Source organism: Enterococcus sp. AZ011, assembly GCF_050548355.1.
GTDB classification, from domain to species: domain Bacteria; phylum Bacillota; class Bacilli; order Lactobacillales; family Enterococcaceae; genus Enterococcus; species Enterococcus faecalis.
On record NZ_CP172959.1, the window covers coordinates 508,811 to 524,984 of the forward strand.

At 37.1% G+C, this 16,174-nt stretch carries 13 protein-coding genes; 11 read left to right on the forward strand and 2 right to left on the reverse strand.

All coding sequences use genetic code 11. The annotated features are described in order from the left end of the window. Window positions 1–111 precede the first annotated feature (111 nt). From IGL36_RS02550 to IGL36_RS02595, 10 genes are all read left to right on the forward strand, one after another. Window positions 112–495, forward strand: coding sequence for an LPXTG cell wall anchor domain-containing protein (locus tag IGL36_RS02550; protein ID WP_002355604.1), 384 nt, complete (start codon window positions 112–114; stop codon window positions 493–495). Next, window positions 495–1,226, forward strand: coding sequence for a WxL domain-containing protein (locus tag IGL36_RS02555; RefSeq protein ID WP_002361269.1), 732 nt, complete (start codon window positions 495–497; stop codon window positions 1,224–1,226). Before IGL36_RS02550 ends, IGL36_RS02555 begins: the two co-directional genes overlap by 1 nt. 16 nt (window positions 1,227–1,242) lie before the next feature. Beyond that, window positions 1,243–2,022: a WxL domain-containing protein gene (locus IGL36_RS02560; RefSeq protein WP_002355607.1), complete on the forward strand. Its 780-nt coding sequence runs from the start codon at window positions 1,243–1,245 to the stop codon at window positions 2,020–2,022. 19 nt (window positions 2,023–2,041) lie between these two features. Further along, entirely contained in the window at window positions 2,042–4,138 is a 2,097-nt protein-coding gene (locus IGL36_RS02565; RefSeq protein ID WP_002398109.1) for a lectin-like domain-containing protein, read from the forward strand. Between the two features lie 22 nt (window positions 4,139–4,160). Beyond that, window positions 4,161–4,901 carry a WxL domain-containing protein gene (locus tag IGL36_RS02570; RefSeq protein ID WP_002355609.1) on the forward strand — a complete coding sequence of 247 codons (741 nt, stop codon included), beginning with the start codon at window positions 4,161–4,163 and terminating at the stop codon, window positions 4,899–4,901. Window positions 4,902–4,976: 75 nt separating this feature from the next. Next, the gene (locus IGL36_RS02575; protein WP_002361272.1) at window positions 4,977–6,071 is read left to right on the forward strand and encodes a DUF916 and DUF3324 domain-containing protein; all 1,095 of its coding nucleotides are present in this window, start codon (window positions 4,977–4,979) and stop codon (window positions 6,069–6,071) included. Window positions 6,072–6,272: 201 nt separating this feature from the next. After that, window positions 6,273–6,722: a hypothetical protein gene (locus IGL36_RS02580; RefSeq protein WP_002363200.1), complete on the forward strand. Its 450-nt coding sequence runs from the start codon at window positions 6,273–6,275 to the stop codon at window positions 6,720–6,722. Window positions 6,723–6,725: 3 nt separating this feature from the next. Further along, entirely contained in the window at window positions 6,726–8,174 is a 1,449-nt protein-coding gene (locus tag IGL36_RS02585; protein WP_002358731.1) for a helix-turn-helix domain-containing protein, read from the forward strand. Window positions 8,175–8,283: 109 nt separating this feature from the next. Beyond that, the gene (locus tag IGL36_RS02590) at window positions 8,284–10,188 is read left to right on the forward strand and encodes a heavy metal translocating P-type ATPase (protein ID WP_002386153.1); all 1,905 of its coding nucleotides are present in this window, start codon (window positions 8,284–8,286) and stop codon (window positions 10,186–10,188) included. A gap of 35 nt (window positions 10,189–10,223) precedes the next feature. Continuing rightward, window positions 10,224–10,943, forward strand: a complete 720-nt coding sequence (locus IGL36_RS02595) for an MgtC/SapB family protein (protein ID WP_002361276.1) — start codon at window positions 10,224–10,226, stop codon at window positions 10,941–10,943. Between the two features lie 47 nt (window positions 10,944–10,990). Here the strand turns inward: IGL36_RS02595 and IGL36_RS02600 are convergent, their stop codons facing one another. Then, a complete protein-coding gene (locus IGL36_RS02600) occupies window positions 10,991–11,728 on the reverse strand; it encodes an amino acid ABC transporter ATP-binding protein (protein WP_002355616.1) in 738 nt (245 codons plus the stop codon). Window position 11,729: 1 nt separating this feature from the next. Further along, complete coding sequence (locus IGL36_RS02605; RefSeq protein ID WP_002355617.1) at window positions 11,730–13,898, reverse strand: amino acid ABC transporter substrate-binding protein/permease; 2,169 nt, start codon at window positions 13,896–13,898, stop codon at window positions 11,730–11,732. 278 nt (window positions 13,899–14,176) lie between these two features. On the opposite strand from IGL36_RS02605, the gene uvrB reads away from it, so the two are divergent. After that, window positions 14,177–16,174, forward strand: a complete 1,998-nt coding sequence (gene uvrB, locus IGL36_RS02610; protein WP_002355618.1) for an excinuclease ABC subunit UvrB — start codon at window positions 14,177–14,179, stop codon at window positions 16,172–16,174.

The window sequence follows — 16,174 nt, forward strand, 5'->3', positions numbered from 1 at the left end:
GTCTTTAAAAGTGTTGATTTTAAAGCTTTCTTAGCTAAAACCATTTTATTTTTTAAAAGCGTCTGAAAAAAATAAAAAAATCTAATAAATATTTCTTTTATATAATGTTTATTGGCTGGGCCAGTCAATGTTGAAAATGGGGAAGGAGGAATTCAGATGAAAATCATAAAAAGGTTTAGTTTGGTATGTTTAGGGCTATTGATCATTGGGTTGCAAACAAAAAGCGTTATGGCTGAAGAAAATAATTATGAATCAAATGGTCAAGCGAGCTTCTATGGCACCTACGTTTATGAGAATGAAAAAGAGTCAAATGACGTAGCGTATACTCAACAATCAGAAGAACAGGGAAGAAATAATTTAGCTGCTTCTGGACAAGCAGTTTTACCTAAAACAGGCGAGTCTGAAAATCCGCTGTATTCCTTGATAGGAGTTAGTTTGTTGGGAGTAGTCATTTATTTAATTAATAAAATGAAACGAGAGAAGGAGCTTATTTAATGAAAAAAACTGTTTTACTTACATCGGCAACCATACTTTTAGGCGTAGGGTTTCAAGCAATAAACGCATCAGCAGCAGAAACTTTTCCGAAAGAATACAATACGGAAGGCACAATTACTTTTGAAGCAGGCGATAACGAAATCACACCGCCTGTTGATCCAGAAAACCCCGATCCTACTGATCCAGTAGACCCAATTGATCCTCCAGGGCCAGGAACGGGTGGTGCCTTATCAATTGATTATGGGTCAAAATTTAAATTTGGCACACAAAAGATTTCTACGGCAGATCAAACGTATTATGCTGCGCCAGATGAAATGAAAGATGGTTCAAAAAAACCAACCTATGTACAAGTAACTGATAAAAGAGGAACGTTAGCAGGATGGAAACTAACGCTTTCCCAACCTGAACAATTTAAAACAGCTACTGGAGAGGAACTAGTCGGCGCTCAATTAACGTTTACAAAGGCAGAAGCTGCTTCAATGGTGGATGAAAAATATAAACCTACTGAAGTCAGTAGTACTATTTCCTTAACACCTGGTGTAAATAATAATCTAGCGATGAACGCTAAAAAAGAAACAGGGGTTGGGACTTGGGTTTATCGCTTTGGTTCAAATGAAGCAACAAATAAAGAAGCTGTCCAACTATTCGTTCCCGGAAAATCTGTAAAGCTTGCACAACAATATTCAACGAAGTTAGTTTGGGCATTAGAAGATACTCCCGCTAATAATTAAATAAAGGAGAAAAGCAATGAAAAAACAATTCACAGGAATCGTTCTATGCAGTACATTTGCAGTTGCTGGTTGGTCCTTACAAGCGAAGGCAGAAGAGCCAAAAGAGTATCGTTCGAATGGTTTAGTAGAATTTATTCCGAACGTAGATCCGACAGAACCGGTTGATCCAGAAAATCCCGATCCAGAAAAGCCAGTCAAACCAATTGATCCGACAGACCCAGAAGGTCCTAATCCAGGTACCCAAGGACCGTTGTCTATTGATTATGCTTCAAGTTTTGACTTTGGGAAAAATCGTATTTCGAATAAAGACCAAGTATATTTTGCAAGAGCACAGCAATATCAAGAAAATCAAAAAGAAACACCAAATTTTGTGCAAATTTCTGATAATAGAGGAACCAATAGTGGTTGGTCTTTAACGGTTACGCAAAAGGAGCAATTTAAAGCAACAAAGGCGACTTTAAATAGTCAGTTGACAGGTGCGCAAATTTCTTTAGCTAACCCGACTGTTAATAGTAATGCGCAAAATGTTGTGAAACCAGAGGCAACAAATAAGATTGCCCTTGTTCCAGGGACCGCATCGCTAGTGGCAGCTGCGAAGCAAGGAACCGGTGCAGGAACTTGGGCTACTTATTGGGGCAAAGTAGAAGTGGTTGCAGAACGCGATGAAACCAATACGGTACACAATGTTAATGTTACAAAAGATGTTGCGCTATCAGTACCAGGGTCAACCCCTAAAGATGCCGTGAAATATCAAACAAAATTATTGTGGACGTTGACGGATGTACCAGGAATTTAAAAAGTAGAGGTGAAGAGAGATGCGAAACAAACAAAGCCTAGTCTTTTTGGCAAGTAGTTTATTCTTACTAATCCTTGCGCCTATTACTAGCGAAGCGATTAGTAATCCTTCGACAAATATCAACGAAGTCAATCGGGAAATAGTGGAGGAATCGGCCAATGATCAGGCAACTAGCGCTCCTTCTCACTCGGAAACATTAGAGCAAGAACCTTCCCTAGAAACGACAACAACCGATAATCATACCGCAGAAACAGACCAATCAACGGCTACTTTAGAACCTAGCGAACAACAAAAGGATGACGATAACAGTGCAACGGAATCGGTGATAGTTGAACCACAGCCGCGCATGTTGGCTGCGTCATACGCTACTTCATTGCCGGATGATCCTAATATCATTCCAATCGACAAGGTGTTTCAAGAGCCAATTGGAAATGCAACAAGTATTTTAGAAGGTGGGAAGTTATTACAACTAAACCCAGCTGTTAAATCACAAAAAGGAGCTATTTGGTCAAAAAAACCAATCAGTTTATTGTCGGATTTTACCTTTAAAAGTTATTTGTATTTAGGAAACGAGTATGCAAATGCTGGTGATGGTATGACCTTTACCTTAACGAATGATCCTAGAATGTCCACAACGCCTCAAGAAGTCATTGGTTCACCTGGGATGGGAATCGGTGCATACTCCACGAAAGCTGGTCAACCTTATGTTAGAAATGCCTTATCGATTGAGTTTGATACCTATAAAAATACTGGTAGTTCCAACCGAATGGACCGAGAAATTTCACAAGATAAGGGAAATGGACATTTAGCTTTTGTCACTCCGAAAGCTAATAACAACAACTATACAGGGGAGCATTCAGGTGTCACCGTTGCGCCAACCTATCTATCTAATGGAACCTGGCGCATGTTGACTGTTCATTGGAATGCCGCAACCAAAGCATTAACATATGATTTAGAAGGTGTGGGCACGAATACGTATGTAGTTTCAGATTTAAATGCACAATTTGGCGCAACAACAGTTTATTGGGGCTTTACATCATCCACAGGTGGCAAATACCAAGAGAATGCTTTAGCAATGACACAAATTCCTACCAACGTTACGTCACAAGCAGCCCTTAGCGTGAATGGTCAGGAATTTAGCTCAGCTGTTGAAGCAGTGAAAAATGATCAGGTGAGACTACTGAATACGTTGAATATTGACAATGACTTTATCGAAGATCGTCAACCGCAAGTAAGCATTGACATACCTGATGAATTAGCATATGAAGAAAATTCATTAACGATTGATGGTAAAAAGGTAGCAGCCAAAGATCTGACACAAACAGGGAATCACTTAACAATTGCTTTAAATGACTACCTAGTTTTAAAGAAGGACATGATGATTGAATTAAAAACAACCCTTCAAGATAATACGCCCGAAAAAGTTTTAACTATGAACTTTGACTATTATGAAGAAGGAACCTTACTGCAAAAGTCAAATAATGTAACGATTACTATTCCTAAACCAACAGAAAAAACAGTAACCGTTTTTTATAAAGACGCGGAAGGTAAAGATATTGCTCCACCTAAAAGTGTAACAGGGAAAATTGGTGCACCCTATCAAGAAAAACCCCTAGATATTTCTGGCTATGTTTTTACAAAAGACTCGGGCAATGCGGAAGGAACAATGACAGAGGAAACAAAAGATATTTATTTTTACTATCGTTTAGGGGAACTATATTTTAAAGAGGCACCAAAACAGATTACTTTTGGTACGGAAAAGATACGTAATCAACCACTAATTAAACTTGGGCATCCCACCGAAGGACTAAAAGTCGTGGATGAACGTAACGCAAATAATTGGCGCCTGCAACTAAAGCAAACGCAACCGTTAACAAATGATTCAATTGTAATGCCAGATGTTTTTTCTTTCGTTTCAACTGCTGGAAGCTCTCAGATTACAAATGAGGCAATTACGCTTTTAGAAAGTAATCAGAAAGGTGAAACAGATTTAACAGCATTACTTGATGAATCAAAACAACAAGGAATTCAAATTAATGTTCCTGTAGCTTATCAAAGAGTTGGAACATTTAAAGCTCGTTTATCTTGGGCGTTAGAAGACGTACCAGGAAATTAAAGAAAAGAATGGAGAAAAGAAAATGAAAAAAGTAACAACAGTATGTTTATCCACATTTATTTTAGGGAGCTTAGGCATGACTTCTCAAGCCTTTGCAGAAGATGGCGGTAGTTATACATCTAATGGTATCGTAGAATTTACACCAAGTGAAGAGCCAACTAATCCGGTTGACCCAACGGATCCAACTAATCCAGTTGATCCTATTGACCCAACAGATCCTGAAGGTCCTAATCCAGGAACAAACGGTCCGTTGTCAATTGATTATGCGTCAAGTCTAGACTTCGGTGTTCAAAAAATCACGTCGAAGGATCAGACTTATTTTGCTGCTACCCAAAAATACAAGACAGTAGGCGCAACCGATGAAGTCAAAGAAGGGCCTAACTATGTCCAAGTAACAGATAACCGTGGAACCGAAGCTGGCTGGTCATTAAAAGTGAAACAAGAAGGACAATTTAAATCAACTTCTGGTAAAGAATTGACTGGGGCAGCTATCACGTTTAAAAACGGAAATGTAGTGACTGCTTCAGATTCAGGCAAACCAACAGGCCCAGCCACAATCACGCTAAATTCAGATGGTAGTCAATCAGATGTAATGAGTGCAGCGAAAGGAAACGGTGCAGGAACTTATTTATTTGATTGGGGAACAGATGCAACTACAGCTGCTAAAAGTATTGAGTTAACTGTTCCAGGTTCTACAACCAAATACGCTGAAAAATACGCCACAAAATTAACATGGACGTTGACAGACGCTCCAGGAAATTAAACGAGTTTTAAAAAGAAGAATAGCGGGGAACATGGTTACCTGCTATTCACTACATATAGAAAAGGAGTAAATAATTTGAACAGAAAAAAACAACGATTTCTTTTTTTTCCGATACTACTAATTCTTTTAGCGTTAGTACCTAGCAATGGTTTTGCCAGTGAATTTAATTTTGCGGTTACGCCTATTCCATCAGAAAAACAAGTAGATAAAGAAAAAACTTACTTTGATTTATTACTAGCACCAAATGAAGAAACTGAGTTGAAAGTGAACTTGCGCAATGATACAGATAAAGAAGTAAAGGTAGGTATTTCCATCAATAGTGCCATTACCAATTCAAATGTAATCGTGGAGTATGGTGAAAATAAGGGGAAAAAAGATCAAAGTTTAGCGTTTGATATAAAAGACTACGTTCAATACCCTAGCTCAGTTCGTTTAAAACCGAAAAGTGAACAAACGGTTTCTATTAACGTCAAAATGCCTAATACACCCTTTGATGGAGTGTTAGCTAGTGGTATCACTTTTAAAGAAGAAACGTCGGATGAAGGCAAACGCCAAGACGATAAGAGTCAGGGGTTATCCATTAAAAATGAATATTCGTATGTCGTTGCATTATTGATGCAACAAAACAAAAAAAAGGTTGAGCCGAATTTACTTTTGAAAAAAGTCTCACCAGGACAGATTAATGCTAGAAATGTGATTTTAGTCAATCTACAAAATGATCAAAAAACATATATTAACCAAGTTGCCTTTTCGGCAGAGATTACCAAAAAGGGACATGAAGAAGTTTTATATAAAGAGGAAAAAGCAAACATGCAAATTGCACCAAATACCAATTTTTCTGTTCCCATTGCGCTAAAAGGGCAACCACTTAAGCCAGGAGATTACCATTTGTCTATGACCGTTGTTGGGAATAAAGATGCTGCAGGCTCATTTAAAAAATCAATAAACAATGAATCGATATCTTTTAGAAATCAATGGCAATTTGAAAAAGACTTTACAATTAATGGTGAAGTTGCCAAAGAATTAAATGAAAAAGATGTCACCTTAAAAGAAAATCATTCGAATTTATATTTGATGATTGGCTTACTACTATTATTGATAGTGATTTTAATCATTGCCTGGTTGATTTGGCGAAAAAAGAAACAGGAAAAAAACGAAAGAGAAATATAAAGAGTAGTTAATTTTTGATTTGATCATCGGCAACGTTTTTGTTTGTTTTTGCTTATCAAACATGCAGTTTATTCAACAAACCTAACTCAAAAAAAGAAATAATAAGAAGGAGTATTGTTAAATATCGTCTGATACCACTTTACTAGTTATATTTTTTGTTTTGTTATGTAGCTAAAGTATTTGGCAATATATGTGAGAAAAATGGATAAATACAAACATTTACTATTATGGAGTACATTGTTACTCTCGTTTTTTCAAGTAACCAATGTGCAAGCAGCAGAAGAACGGAATCCAATTTATAATCCGACCAATCCAACAGAAGAAATTTATCCGATTGAGAATACTGGCACACCAGAAAAAATGGAAGAAACAAATGAAAGTACTATGACTAGCGAAACGCAAGCGGAAGAAAGTAGCGAAGACGTTAGTAAAAAAGAAGTGACAACCAATAATCCAAAAACAAATGAAGAAAGGCCTTCTTCCAAGAAAAGTCAGCATCAAGTATTTTTCACGGATGAATTATTTGATGCTAGCCATATCACCATTGTACCAAATAGCACAGGCGGTGCTGGAACGGAGGGGCAAAACACTTTTTACTTGAATTTCATACGGGAATTAGTAGGAACGGCTATTTATGGGAGAAAGAACTGATAAATGATGAATTATGAAATTTTTTTAAATAAAGAAGATCAACGAAGTTATTCCTTGCTAAGGCATTTAGAAGAAAGTCCCACGCTATCAGGTACTTTTATTGCACTTCGCGAAGAATTATCAATGTCGAATTTTTTAGTCAAAAAAACATTAGAAAAATTAAAAGCAGATATTGACAATCTAAAGTTAAGCGACAGCTTAACTTTAGTCGTTTCTGATGTAGATGTTACACTTGAAATTGATGGAAACTATTCAAGTAAACTTTTGCTCACGAAATACTTAACAGAATCGCTCTCTTTTAAATTAGTGTTGTCTTACTTTAGAGGAAATTATAGTTTGACAAAGTTTGCTGAATGTAATCATGTCAGCACCTCTGTGGCGTATAGTACCTTACAGCGGCTAAAAAAAGCCTTAAAGGAGTATCAGATCTATTTTAGTAAACGGGAAATTGTCGGCAATCAAAAAGCAATTTCATTTTTTTTGTATAAATTGTTCACGCTTTCCAATCAACCAATTTCCGAACTATATTCGGTAAAAGTTTATAATGAAGCGAAACGTGTATTACAGTCTGTTGAGTTAAACTATACTTTCACCACCTATGAGCGACGCAATTTTTTCCATTATTTAGCTATTATGATTAACAACGAAGGACGTGCGGTGGAAGGGATCGATACGCGTGCACTGAATACATTTTCAGAGGAACTAATAAAAAAATCGCAAGTGGCATGGGCATTGGCCTCAAAATCATTAACGTATACGATTGTTTTTTTCTTGTATTTGCATGGCAAACTAGAGAAAAAATATGTCATTCACGAAGATCCTACGATTGAAAGCCTAACTCGTGTTTTCATTGGAAGTTTTGAAAAAGCATTTAATTGTTTAGAGGAGTCAACAAGGAATACTCTAGAAGAAGGGTTAGCAATTATTCATTTCAATGTTATTTACTTTCCGATTAATATGTTTGACGATTTTGAAATGGATTTACAGTTTTTTAAGCAAACATATCCGGAATTTTATTTTTATTTAATTGAATATATTCGTTGGTTAACAGCAAAACATAAAAAAATTGCGAAAGCCAATCACTGTTTGTTTTTTAACTATCTATTGTTGCTAATTAATCATGTTCCGGTTCATTTAATTGCAGAGCCAGCCAAGGTCCTAATTGATTTTTCTTATGGAAAAGAGTATAACCAATTCATCAAAAAAAATTTATCCGTCTATGTGAATTTAAATGTAGAAATTATTGACCCGTTATCAGATACCTTACCAGATGTGGTGATTACCAATTTAAATAACTTGTATCAAGAAGAACAGAGTAAAGTTATGGTTTGGCTGGATCCACCTCGTTCGATTGATTGGGTCAATTTAACGCAATCATTATTGACTATTCAAGAAGAAAAATATCAACAACAAAAAGAATCGACAAAGACAAGCGGTGATCCTATCGAATAGAATCATCGCTTGTCTTTGTGTTTAAGTCTTTACAAAACCACCCAAGTGTTTTATAATATGAATATACATTCATATGAATAGAAAAACATTAATGAGGAGGCGCATAACAATGTCAAAACAAACAGGTGCACACACACATGAAGAAAAAGGTAAAAACGTTCCAGTTATTCTCTTTTTTACAGGATTGGCTCTTTTCTTTATCGGTTTATTTTTAGGGAACATGCTCTTAGTGAAAAATATTCTTTTCTCATTAGCTGCTATTTTAGCTGGTTATCATATTATTGGGGAAGGCTTTGGAGATACGTATCGGGATACGAAAAACAATCGAAAGTTTTCGCCTAATATTCATTTGTTAATGACCTTAGCTGCAGTTGGTTCAGCATTAATGGGAAGTTTTGAAGAATCAGCATTGTTGATTTTGATTTTTGCGGCGGCGCATTTCCTTGAAGATTACGCTCAAGGCAAAAGCCAACGTGAAATTACAAAACTATTAAATTTAAATCCAACAGAAGCTCGCTTGATAACAGACGATGGCTCAATTCAAACTGTGTCAGTTGAACAATTGAAGATTGGTGACCGCGTGCAAGTCCTCAATGGTGCGCAAATTCCGACAGATGGCGTCGTGATTGAAGGAAGTACCGCTGTGGATGAATCATCTATTAATGGGGAAAGTATTCCCAAAGAAAAAAATAGCGGGGACCCAGTTTTTGGTAGTACCATGAACGGTTCAGGCACAATTGTTGTTGAAGTAACGAAAGATAGTTCAGAAACAGTTTTTGCAAAAATCGTACAGCTCGTGAACCAATCACAAGAAAATCAATCAGAAATTGCAAGCAAAATTAAACGATTTGAACCAAAATATGTCACACTAGTTTTAGCAGTTTTTCCACTAATTGTTTTAGGTGGCGCATTACTTTTCCAATTGACTTGGGCTGAAAGTTTTTACAGAGGCTTGGTCTTCTTAATTGCTGCCTCACCTTGTGCTTTAGCAGCGAGTGCCGTTCCGGCAACTTTATCAGGAATTTCCAATTTAGCGAAACAAGGCGTTTTGTTTAAAGGTGGCTCATTCTTATCAAATTTAGCTGAAGTGAAAGCACTCGCTTTTGATAAAACAGGCACGCTAACAAAAGGCAAACCTGAGGTCACAGATTATCTTTTTGTTGATGGCTTAGAAGATCGCCAAGACGAATTAGTAGCTGTTTTAACAAATATGGAGAAAAAATCCAATCATCCATTGGCGACAGCGATTGTTAATCGCTTTGAAGCAGAAACAACGGCTTTAAATTTAGAAGTAGAAAATATTGTCGGGGTGGGTTTAGTAACGACCATTGCAGACACAACTTTTAGAATTGGTAAACCATCTAGTTTCGAACAAGTGCCAACAATCATTGAGAAACAAACAACGAAATTAGCGAGTGAAGGAAAAACGGTAGTGTACTTTGCCGAAAATGAACAAGTGATTGGTTTGGTGGCATTGATGGATGTTCCTAATGAAGAAGCAATGAACGCCATTCACTATTTCAAGTCACAAAATATTGAAACAACAATGATTACAGGAGATGCAAAACTTACGGGTGAAGCAGTTGGTCGCTTAGTAGGCGTGGACCAAGTTTTTGCTAATGTTTTACCTGAGGAAAAATCAGCGATTGTTGATCAATTAAAACGCGAAGTAGGAATGACAGGGATGGTTGGTGATGGCATTAACGATGCGCCCGCTTTAGTGAATGCTGACATCGGAGTGGCGATGGGGGATGGTACAGACATTGCTATCGATGTTGCAGACGTGGTAGTGATGAAAAATGATCTTTCTAAATTAGGCTATGCTCACCGTGTCTCAAAACGCTTGAATAAAATTGTGCAGCAAAATATTATTTTTTCAATGTTAGTGGTAGCAACGTTGATTATCTTGAACTTTTTAGGTATTGCGAATATCGCATTTAGCGTACTTATTCATGAAGGAAGTACCTTAGTGGTCATTTTTAATGGCTTGCGTTTATTAGTTAATACAAAATAAGTCAAATAGTCACTTGCAAGAAAGGAGAGAAAGCGATGAATTCTTTAAAAATGATTGAACTTTCTCTCACCGACGTTGTCATTCGGATGGCTCTAGCCGTGGTTTTTGGAGCATTGATTGGGTTAGAAAGAAGTATTAAAAGAAAAGGCTTCGGTATCAGTAGTAATGCCATTTTATGTTTGGCCTCTTGTACGATTTCCATTTTACAGATTCAATCGGTGGATATTTTAGTCGATGTGGTGAAACAAAATAGTGCCTTGGCATCCATTATTTCTATGGATATTACACGATATGGCGCCCAAGTGATTAGTGGTGTAGGCTTTCTCGGTGCGGGGATTATCGTTTTTAGAGAAAGGAAAGTTTCTGGGTTAACGACAGCAGTAATGATGTGGAATGTTACTATTATTGGTTTAGTCATTGGGATGGGCTTTTTAACCATTGCATTTATCAATCTCGTGGCAACTTTGCTAGTATTAGCTCTGGCCCATTTTAAACGAAAAACTCCTTTAAAACGATTGCAGCTTATCGTAAAAATGAAGGAACCCATGATTAAAGAAAGCCGACTGCATGAACAACTTCAAGCTTCTTTAGAAAAAGGGGAGCGCTTAGTAGAATTGACTTTGGAATCCGAACAAGAGGCAGTGACAGCAAAGATTTCTTATGTAGGCAAAGAAGATTTCTGGCATTCCAACTTGCACCATCTCTTAAAAGAAAAAGGGCACGTTCAATCTGTCTCTGTCACGGAAACAATTTAACCATAAAATAAAGCACTTGGGCGCTAGCGCGCGCCAAGTGCTTTTGTTTAAATATTTAATACTTTATCTAAGAAATCTTTTGTTCGAGGGTTTTGAGGATTTTCAAAGACTTGCTCTGGCGAACCATCTTCTAGGAAGTTACCGCCATCAATGAACATTACTCGATTAGCCACTTCTTTTGCAAAGCCCATTTCGTGAGTAACGATGACCATTGTCATTCCTTGTTTTGCTAAATCTTTCATTACACCAAGAACATCGCCAACCATTTCTGGATCAAGGGCTGATGTTGGCTCATCGAAAAGCATAATATCAGGATTCATCGCTAACGCACGTGCAATTGCGACACGTTGTTTTTGACCACCAGATAAAGAATCTGGATAGGCATCTTTTTTATCTGCCAACCCAACACGTTCTAAAAGTTCTAACGCTTTTTTCTCCGCTTCGTCTTTTGACAAGCGACCTAAATCGGTTGGTGCTAAAACAATATTTTCTAAAATAGATAAATGTGGGAACAAATTGAAATGTTGGAAAACCATGCCGATATGTTGACGGACTTGGTTGATGTCCGTATTTTTATCTGTCAAGTTCGCACCATCAATAATAATGTCTCCGCTAGAAGCTTCTTCTAATTGATTCAAGCAACGTAAAAAAGTACTTTTACCAGAACCAGAAGGACCGATGACGCAGACTACGTCGCCTTCGTTAATAGAAACATTAATGTCGTTTAAGACCGTGTTGTCACCATATTTTTTTACTAAATGTTCAACTAAGATTTTTTCAGTCATATTAGTTCACCTTCTTTTCAAGGTTTTTCGCTAATTTAGTTAAACTAGTAATTAAAATTAAGTAGATTAACGCAATAACGAAGTAAACCATTGTACTTTGTAATGTCCGAGCAACAATAATTTTTCCTGTTTGTAGTAGTTCGATTAAGCCAATTGCTGAAAGGATAGTTGTATCTTTCAATGAAATAACAAATTGGTTAATGAATGAAGGAATCATAATGCGAATCGCTTGTGGTAAAATAATTTTTTGCATTGTCCGATTATAGGAAAGACCTAAACTTCTTGAAGCTTCCATTTGGCCAACTGGAACAGCTTTGATTCCGCCGCGCACAATTTCAGAAATATAGGCACTGGCATTTAAAGTTAATGTGATAATCCCAGCAATGAAGACTGGGATATTAAAGCCAAGCACACCAGGTAATCCGAAATAGATGAAGAACGCTAAGACCATTAAAGGAATTCCACGAATTAAATCAACATAAATGGTTGAAAGTACACGTAATGCTTTGATTGGTGAAACGCTGAATAGCCCAAAAATAACGCCGACAATTAAAGCAAGTACGAAGGAAATCAACGTTAATAGAATCGTCATCCATAAACCGTGTAACAATTGTTTCCAGTTGTTTTGCATGAAGCCAACAAACGTAGATTCGTCAGCTGTTTCTTCTTTGGCTTCGTTGCCATCTTTCACGTAAGTGCCGATAATTTTATCGTATTCACCTGTACGTTTCATTTCTTTTAAGCCTTCGTTAAACATTTCAAGTAGTTCAGGATTTTGCCCTTTTTTGACAGCAAAACCGTAAGAACCACCTTTTTCACGAGGAATTGGTGTCGCTAGTGGTTGATTTTGCGCAACCCCATAGCCAATGACAGGATAATCATCCATCATGGCATCAACTTCGCCAATTTCTAATGCACTGTATAATGCATCAGTTGTGTCTAAATACTTAATTGAGTAATCATATTTCTTTTTATTTTTTTCTAAGAAATCAGCACTTTCAGTACCAATTTTTACGCCGACTTTTTTGCCTTTTAAATCATCATACGATTTAATTTTGTCATTGCCTTTTTTGACCGCAATTTGAATACCGCTATCAAAGTAAGGAACAGAGAAGTCGAAGGCTTTTTTACGATCATCCGTAATCGTCATGCCTGCAACCATCCCATCTGCTTGACCAGATTCAACAGCTTGGACAGCAGAACTAAAACCAATAAATTTAAATTCAACAGTAAAACCTTGCAATTCAGCTGCACGTTTGACTAAATCTACATCAATTCCGACATAATCACCTTGGGCATTTTGAAACTCAAACGGAGCAAACGTAGAATCACTAGCAATCACATATTTCTCTTTTTTAGGAGTGATTTTTTTCATCTGTTCGCCAGCGTCTTGTGTGTTTGTTTCATCACCTGTCGCTAAGTAGTTGTTTAAAATTTTATCATAAGTACCATTGTCTTTAAGATTTTTCAAACCAGCGTTGAACTTTTTGATTAATTCAGGGTTTTGCCCTTTTTTCACTGCGAAACCATAAGAACTGCCTGTTTCTTTATCGCCAACTAATTGTAATTTTTGACCATTTTTAACTGCGTAGCCCAATACAGGATAATCATCAACGATTGCATCCGCTTCACCGTTTTCTAAGGCTTTATAAAGACCCGTTGCATCGTCAAAATTTTTGATGGTGTAGTCATATTTCTCTTTATTTTTTTCAAGGAAATTGGCACTTTCAGTTCCAACTTTAGCCGCAACCGTTTTGCCTTTTAAATCATCATATGATTTAATTTTGTCGTTTCCTTTTTTAACCGCTAATTGTAAACCGCTATCGAAGTATGGATCTGAAAAATCAAAGGATTTTTTTCGCTCATCCGTAATACTCATTCCAGCAATCATGCCATCAATTTGTTTAGATTGAATCGCTTGGACTGCACTATCGAAGCCTAATGGTTTTAAATCCACTTCAAAACCTTGATCTTTGGCAATCGCATCTAATAAATCAACGTCAATACCAATGTATTTTCCTTTTGAGTCTTGGAATTCAAAAGGGGCGAATGTTAAATCCGTTCCAATTGTATATTTCTTTCCTTCTGCATGTGCTGAAGTGCCACTAATGAATGTTAGCAGAGTTACCATCATCACAAAGAAAGAAAGTAAAAAGTGTTTCCTTTTCATAAAATACCTCCTAGTTTTGCATATTGAACAATTATATAGTAAGAAATAGGAAGCTGACAAGTATTTGAACGCTAAAAAGAGAAAAAAACTCTAATTTCCTTACATTTCATGTTATAAAATGTAACATAGAAATTAAGAACAAAAGATTAAGATCAGTTGAAGTCCGAAACAGCAAAAGTGGCGAAAATATGTTCGGTATGTTAAACTAATAAGTGGACATTCTGCCAGAATGGGCCGATAATTTAAGAGAAATTAGACACTTTGAGGGGGAGTTATAAATGATCGAAAGAGAAACTTCCAATACCTTTCATTTGGCTTCTAAATATGAGCCTGCCGGAGATCAGCCAGCCGCTATTGCTGAACTAGTTGACGGTGTCAAAGGTGGAGAAAAAGCTCAAATTTTACTTGGAGCGACCGGAACAGGTAAAACATTTACAATCTCTAATGTGATTCAAGAAGTGAACAAACCAACATTAGTGATTGCACATAATAAAACACTAGCTGGACAATTATACGGGGAATTTAAAGAATTTTTCCCAGATAATGCGGTCGAGTATTTTGTCAGTTACTATGATTATTATCAACCAGAAGCATATGTACCCTCAAGTGATACATATATTGAAAAAGATTCCAGTATTAATGATGAAATTGATAAACTACGCCATTCAGCGACAAGTTCTTTATTGGAACGAAACGATGTCATCGTGGTAGCGTCAGTTTCTTGTATTTTTGGTTTAGGGGATCCGCGGGAATACAGTCAACAAGTTGTTTCATTACGTGTGGGAATGGAAATGGATCGTAATGAGTTACTAAAAAGCTTAGTCGATATTCAATTCGAACGAAATGATATTGATTTTCAACGGGGGCGTTTTCGTGTCCGCGGTGATGTGGTTGAGATATTCCCAGCTTCACGGGATGAGCATGCGCTACGTGTTGAATTTTTCGGAGACGAAATTGATCGAATTCGTGAAGTAGATGCGTTAACTGGTGAAATTGTCGGCGAAACAGAGCATGTAGCTATTTTTCCGGCAACACACTTTGTGACGAACGAAGAACATATGGAACATGCCATATCGCAGATCCAAGAAGAATTAGAGGCACGTTTGAAAGTGCTTCGCAGTGAAAACAAATTATTGGAAGCTCAACGTTTGGAACAGCGAACCAACTATGATATTGAGATGATGAGAGAGATGGGCTATACGTCAGGGATTGAGAATTACTCTCGACATATGGACGGTCGCCAAGAAGGAGAGCCGCCGTATACGCTGTTGGACTTTTTCCCAGATGACTTCTTACTTGTAATCGATGAGTCTCATGTAACAATGCCGCAAATTAGAGGAATGTATAATGGCGACCGAGCACGGAAACAAATGTTAGTGGACTATGGTTTCCGTTTACCAAGTGCACTTGATAACCGACCGCTTCGTTTAGAAGAATTTGAACAACATGTAAACCAAATTGTTTATGTATCGGCAACACCAGGCCCTTATGAAATGGAACAAACAGAGACTGTTGTTCAACAAATCATTCGACCAACAGGTTTACTAGATCCAGAAGTAGAAATCCGCCCAATTATGGGTCAAATTGATGACTTGGTGGGCGAAATTCATGAACGGATCGAAAAAGATCAGCGAGTGTTTGTCACAACCTTAACGAAGAAAATGGCCGAAGATTTAACCGACTATTTCAAAGAATTAGGCTTAAAAGTTAAATATTTGCATAGTGATATAAAAACACTGGAAAGAACGGAGATTATTCGCGATTTACGATTAGGCGAATTTGATATTTTAATTGGTATTAACTTATTACGTGAAGGAATCGATGTGCCAGAAGTTTCCTTAATTGCGATTCTAGATGCGGATAAAGAAGGCTTCTTACGTAGTGAACGCTCGTTAGTGCAAACGATGGGACGGGCTGCCCGGAACGCCGAAGGAAAAGTCATTATGTATGCAGATAAAATCACCGATTCGATGCAACGAGCTATGGATGAAACGGCACGACGTCGGGCAATCCAAGAAGCATATAATGAAGAACATGGCATTGAACCAAAAACAATTATTAAAGAAATTCGTGATTTGATTTCTATTTCCAAAACAGCTGATAAAGATGAAACAGTGGTTCAATTGGATAAATCATATGAAGATTTATCAAGACAAGAAAAAGCTGATTTATTAATGAAACTTGAAAGAGAAATGAAAGATGCGGCCAAAGCATTAGACTTCGAAACTGCAGCCACATTACGAGATACCATTCTTGAATTGAAAGCTGCCAAATAA